This is a genomic window from Butyrivibrio hungatei DSM 14810, from assembly GCF_900143205.1.
In the GTDB taxonomy this organism is placed as follows: Bacteria; Bacillota; Clostridia; order Lachnospirales; family Lachnospiraceae; genus Butyrivibrio; species Butyrivibrio hungatei.
The window spans coordinates 1-5,586 of record NZ_FRDH01000020.1 but is presented as its reverse complement, the minus strand read 5'-3'; the positions used below and the strand labels follow the sequence as shown (position 1 = coordinate 5,586).

Here is a 5,586-nt window from a genome sequence, read left to right as displayed (position 1 = left end):
TGCTTTGGCAGGGTCAGGTCATATATATCAACATCACCTGCTTCAGGAATCGCAAATGATTTCTTCCGCAGACGTTTGATAGCAGTACAAAACGAAGAGTTTGGAATTCCATTTACTCTGCAAAACTGAGCATCGGATAGTCCACTCTTACGGCAGTCCATGATGAGTCTGTACCAGTCCTCATCAGATCTGCGAGGTAATTGTTTCCTTGGATTCGACATAGCAGCTCCTTCCAAGTCGTAGTGAAATGTTCATCATTCGACTTTAAACATAGTAAAATGTACGTTATTCGAATCCATTATGAACTTGTTTAGTGGCGGCAGCTATCCGCCTAATAATTTAGCGCTTACAGTAAATCAGTTAATACTAATATTTTCTTTCTTCCTCCCGAATCTGCCAACGCTCCTCCAAATAAATTAAAAATAACACCTATAATAGTTTGAGAACTTTGGTACAATGCTAAAACCCATGAATTACTAGCAAAAGCATGTACTAAAGCCACACTATTTACATAGTCAAAGACTATATCTCCAAGCTTTGATGTCCATCTTCCAAACAGTAGCAAATATTCGTTATGTTTTGATATTCTGTCCATTTTAATCCGTCCTTGTATAAAACGTTATAGATTATTTATTGTATTCTTTAGCAATAATTAAAAAATCAGCAAAACTCACATAACCAATCTGACGCGATTTGTTGATTTTTCTCTTCGCTCAGCGAATTAATACAATGCTTTTTACTTTCCTTCCCACCCTCTTTTATATGATTTTGCAAAATAGATAGTATTGCTGCGTGCACCAACAAAATATAATTTCCTAGGGCCGAATTAACAGCAAAATTTGTAGGAATGCCACGATTCAAAATGTAAAAATAATTATCATCGTTTTTATACTCTGTAAATAACTCCCCTTCTGATACCATAGTATATTCTTCCTTCAAATAACTAAAATCAAATTCGTCATCACTAGAAGTAGCAGATACTATACACGTACCATCATTTAAGGATCGAAAATCTAAAATATCAAGACATTTTGAACCAGTAGCACAAAAAATCAAGTCAATCTGTGAAAAGTCTTTTTCATGTAATACATCACAGCCATCCCTAACTGCTTGAATAGCTCTTATACTGTCCTTTTCAATAACCTTTGGCTTCACACCCATCTCACGCAATCTTGAGCATATTCCATAGCCAATCTTCCCATAACCCACGCAAGCAACATTCATATACTGAATCAATTTATTAGTTTGGTGTAAAATATAATCCGCTCCGAAAACAATGTCAGAGCCAACAAGAAAGTCTTCATTTCTTTTCATCGGATTACGGGCTACTGAATAGATAGGATATTGTATCTTACTAATTGCATTTTCATACTTATGAATGCCATTCTCTGTATCTTCAACAATACATACAATTGGCAACCCCTCAATCTGTGCGATTTTAGAAAAATATCCTCCTATATCTATTATCAATGTTTTTCCGTTTATTTCGCAGTAAGCTTCATTAAAACTTTTTGATCTTGATGCTATCTTTATTCTGACTCCATAGCTTTCCAATTCTTCCCAAACTTCTCTATTGATTGAGTTTGGTTTAGCACATACTAATAGTTTTGTCCCAAATATCTTCTTTAACGTTTTTATCATAGGAACACTGCTAGGAATAATATGCTGAACCGCGATACAAGATAATCCTTCAAATATATTTTTATCAACTATCGAGGCTAAAAAACGTTCTGGCGATTTTAACTTCTGCTTTTCTATCTTTTTAGCAATATTCTTATATCCATCCATATTTTTAAAATTATTCCAACCGACCCATTCAAATGCACTGGATTCAGCCTCATCAATGACTATTTCAACTTCATCATTTATATAGAATAAGTACTGTAAATCATAATGATAATGAGCTTTCTCGTTCTTAGCTTTATTCTCAGGAATCTTATGAACAGAAATATTAAATGGAACAAGTTCATTCATTGGCTCCGCACATCTATATTCCAACTTATCTGAAGTTATCCCGGTTTCTTCAAACAATTCTCTTTTAGCTGCATTTAACGGGCTTAGGTCTTTATTTTCAATGTGACCTCCAGGTTGAAGATATTTTTTTAACACTTTGTGGTGTACCATAATGATTTTATTGTTTCTTTTTGAAACAACGAAAGCAGATGCTGTAAAATGACCTATATAATTTTTTCGATTTATCATTTCACTCTCATCTTTTACATCCATCTGACGAAGAATATTGCTTAAATTCTCAGCCTCATGATTATTGTTAATTAGATAGTATTCAACTAATTCTCTATAATTGGTCATTATCACATGCTCCTGTCATTTAATTCTGTTTTTACTGTAATGATTAGTTTATCCTGCATATTACGTAAAATATATTCTGGCTTACTAAATATTTGTGAACAAATCACAGCATATATATCCCCTTTATGTGTAAAGATATTAATGAAATTTTTTTCAAACTTAGTCTCAACAATTTCATCTTTAGTTTTCTCAGGATTCAATATCTCTCCTAAAAAATTAATTGAAATACTCAGTGTTCGAATAAACTTCCTGGCTTTTTCTCCAATAGAATCACTTCTTCTATGAGCAATTTCATAATAATCTATTCCATTTCTATATAAGTCTAAAATTTTATAAAAACACGCTTTGAAATCCTCGTAACTGTCATTCTTTCGAACTTCGAATGGAATCTTCTTATGAACATCACCTATTAAGCCTTCACCTTTATAGTTCTTATAGTTTCTTAAATCATAGGACATACCACCACTTATATTTGTTAAATCGTATTCAGAAATGATACACTTAGCCATAATATATACACTATTTAGATATGCGTTTTCTTTTGTATAATCTCCTATCAATGGTATTTTTATTATTTGTATTCCATCCCGAATCGTAGCCGTGTTAATCGTCTTTTGGGTTACAGGAAACAAATCCATAGCATTTTTAATAAGCTCTGACTCCACCATCATTGCCTTGTATTTCTCAAATTGTACAAGTGAACTTTTCTTACACAATGCAGACTCACTTTTACCAGCAATTTCATCTAGAATTGTTTTTTGAAGCATATTAACAGAAGATGCATCAATTGAATGATAAGGAAAATAAAAGCGAATTGCTCTATTTTTTGCAGAAACAATTATTATTGGTATAATAACCCATTCCAATTGTTCTATTATTTTTTGCAACTCTTCAAATTTAGGAAATTGATTAAGCAAAAGTATACAAGGTTCATTTTTTCTACTACTAATAACTCTAAACGATAATTTATTTTCATATACATGCGCTATCATCCTAAATATGTCAATTCTTTTGCTCAATTGCTTTATTATGTTTCTGAATTTTATAATTTCTTTGCAGCTAACATCATTAAATGGTATATCAAAATATATCGTTCTATATTGACCATTTTTAAACAATCTCTCCTGCGTAGGAGTTGTTAATAATTCCACTCCGCCAATAGCTAAATTACGATTTAGCAGAGTATATTCTATATTAATCAAATCTATTTTATCTGTCCCCTCAACAGTGGCTTTTTCATTTATGCCACCATTCATAGCATTAGATATATAATCTGCAATATTGTTAATACTTTTTAATTTATAAATATCTGAATAATTAATTTCAATATTGTATGTATCTTCTATGTCTAGAAAAAACCTCACTAAATCAAGCGAATCGAGATCAGCTACTTCCACACAACCATAATGTGACAATTTTTCTCGTATTATTTCTATCATCCCCTCATTTTCGGCATGATTTTTCTTGAAATAGTATTTCTCTATCATAGCCTCAACATCCAGTTTTCTGCTTTGATTTAATAAATAATTATCTACGTTAACAATAATCGGTTTTAAATATGAAGGTAAGTCACTCAATATATCTTTTTTCAAATCTTCTTTAGCCATATAAAAGATATAAAGTTTTTTCTTATAGAATGCCACTCTGGAAGAATGTATTTTTGTATGACCATCAACTATAGATTTAATCGCATCAAGCTCTACCCTAATACCATTAATCTGAACTTGACTATCTATACGAGAGCCAAAAACCAAATCATCTCCAGAATAATATACGTAATCTCCTGTTTTATAAAACCTATCATTTGCAGTTTTTACAAATTTTTCATTACACAAAAGTGGATCCAATAGATATCCATCTGTTACGCCTTTTCCACCTATCCATAATTCGCCTTGTTTACCTTCTGCACAATCCTCATCAAAATGTACTTCTATTGTTACACCAGGAATTGGCTTTCCAATCGGTACTGTAGAATATTCTTTATCTATCAATTCATAATATGTGGCATATATGGTCGTTTCTGATGGTCCATAAAGGTTAAATATCCTACACCCTTTTCGAATAGTTGGCCGTAATCTATTAGCTAATGAACTTGGAAAAACTTCTCCCGCAAGACAAAGAGCCTTAAGTCTATCAAAAACAGAAGAACTACTTGTATCAACTATTGTCTCTGCAAACGAAGGAGAAAGAGATAAATGCGTTATCTGATTTTCAACAATTATTTTTTCTATTTCAAAAAGCCCATTACTTTTTCCACCATAACAAACCAAAGTTCCCCCAGTAAAAATAGGAGCAAAAATTTCAGTCAGCGAAACATCAAATGTATATGGGGTTGTAAATAAAAATCTCGATTCATTTGTGAAATTTACTATTTTATAAAACTCGTCTAGCAACCAGCAAAGATTGTCAACTGTAAGAAACACTTTTTTGGGAATTCCTGTTGTACCTGATGTACAAATGATATATACATTTCTATTTTTTAATTGTCTAGACTCGGAATATTCGATGCCTCTAGGAATTTCCTTAGGTAGTATTAAAATATTTTTTTCAGCGCAATCATATTTTGGCCTTTTGTCACATATTACAACGTCATAATCAATGTCTGAAATTCTAACTAACGACTTTTCTAATGGTAAACTACTTGTAATTGGCAGTGGTATCTTTCCACTTTTTATAATTCCCAAAACAATTGGTAACACATATACAGTCTCTTCAACATAGAATGGGATTATCTCTTTTGTACTTTCACGTGTTATTTCATATGCAATATAATTCGATAATTCTTCAATATCTTTAACCGAAAATCTTATTTCTCCTGAAATCAGAACCTCTTTGTAAGGTATCTCATTCAGAACCTTATTAAACCTCTCAATTATATCCATGTTATGTATTCCTTTCTGTCTTAATAATTTCCGCCTTAAACATACATAAATATTCTTTTTTACGAAGATAACGAGAAAATAAATAGAACGTTATGACGCTATGACGCTATGACGCTATGACGCTATGACGCTATGACGCTATGACGCTATGACGCTATGACGCTATGACGCATAGCTTATCATGTCAGATCAGCCTTGTCAACAAAATTTTTTTCACCCTCATTCTCATTCTTATAACTCTCTTAAATCAAATTCAATATACAATGAATCCTCAAATAAGGCTCCAAAATTTGCACATACGAAAAAAGGATGTCGCATTTCTGCGACATCCTTCATTTTTAGTAGTGGTATTATACTTAGATTTGCTATGCTCTAGCTCTAAATTAGAGTGCCT

General features: G+C 32.0%; 4 protein-coding genes. All 4 read right to left on the bottom strand.

Annotated elements, in window-relative coordinates:
* Positions 1 to 221 (bottom strand): IS66 family insertion sequence element accessory protein TnpA (gene tnpA, locus BUA02_RS15735; RefSeq protein WP_416386385.1); only part of this gene is annotated, 221 nt, incomplete at its 3' end.
* A gap of 125 nt (positions 222 to 346) precedes the next feature.
* Positions 347 to 595, bottom strand: coding sequence for a hypothetical protein (locus tag BUA02_RS15470; RefSeq protein WP_072705765.1), 249 nt, complete (start codon positions 593 to 595; stop codon positions 347 to 349).
* Positions 596 to 660: 65 nt separating this feature from the next.
* The gene (locus tag BUA02_RS15465; RefSeq protein ID WP_072705763.1) at positions 661 to 2,310 is read right to left on the bottom strand and encodes an NUDIX domain-containing protein; all 1,650 of its coding nucleotides are present in this window, start codon (positions 2,308 to 2,310) and stop codon (positions 661 to 663) included.
* 2 nt (positions 2,311 to 2,312) lie between these two features.
* Complete coding sequence (locus BUA02_RS15460) at positions 2,313 to 5,192, bottom strand: non-ribosomal peptide synthetase (RefSeq protein WP_072705761.1); 2,880 nt, start codon at positions 5,190 to 5,192, stop codon at positions 2,313 to 2,315.
* Positions 5,193 to 5,586 lie beyond the last annotated feature (394 nt).

Coding starts and splice junctions, on each gene's coding strand:
- BUA02_RS15470 (WP_072705765.1), bottom strand. CDS start 595: ATGGACAGAATATCAAAACATAACGAATATTTGCTACTGTTTGGAAGA.
- BUA02_RS15465 (WP_072705763.1), bottom strand. CDS start 2,310: ATGACCAATTATAGAGAATTAGTTGAATACTATCTAATTAACAATAAT.
- BUA02_RS15460 (WP_072705761.1), bottom strand. CDS start 5,192: ATGGATATAATTGAGAGGTTTAATAAGGTTCTGAATGAGATACCTTAC.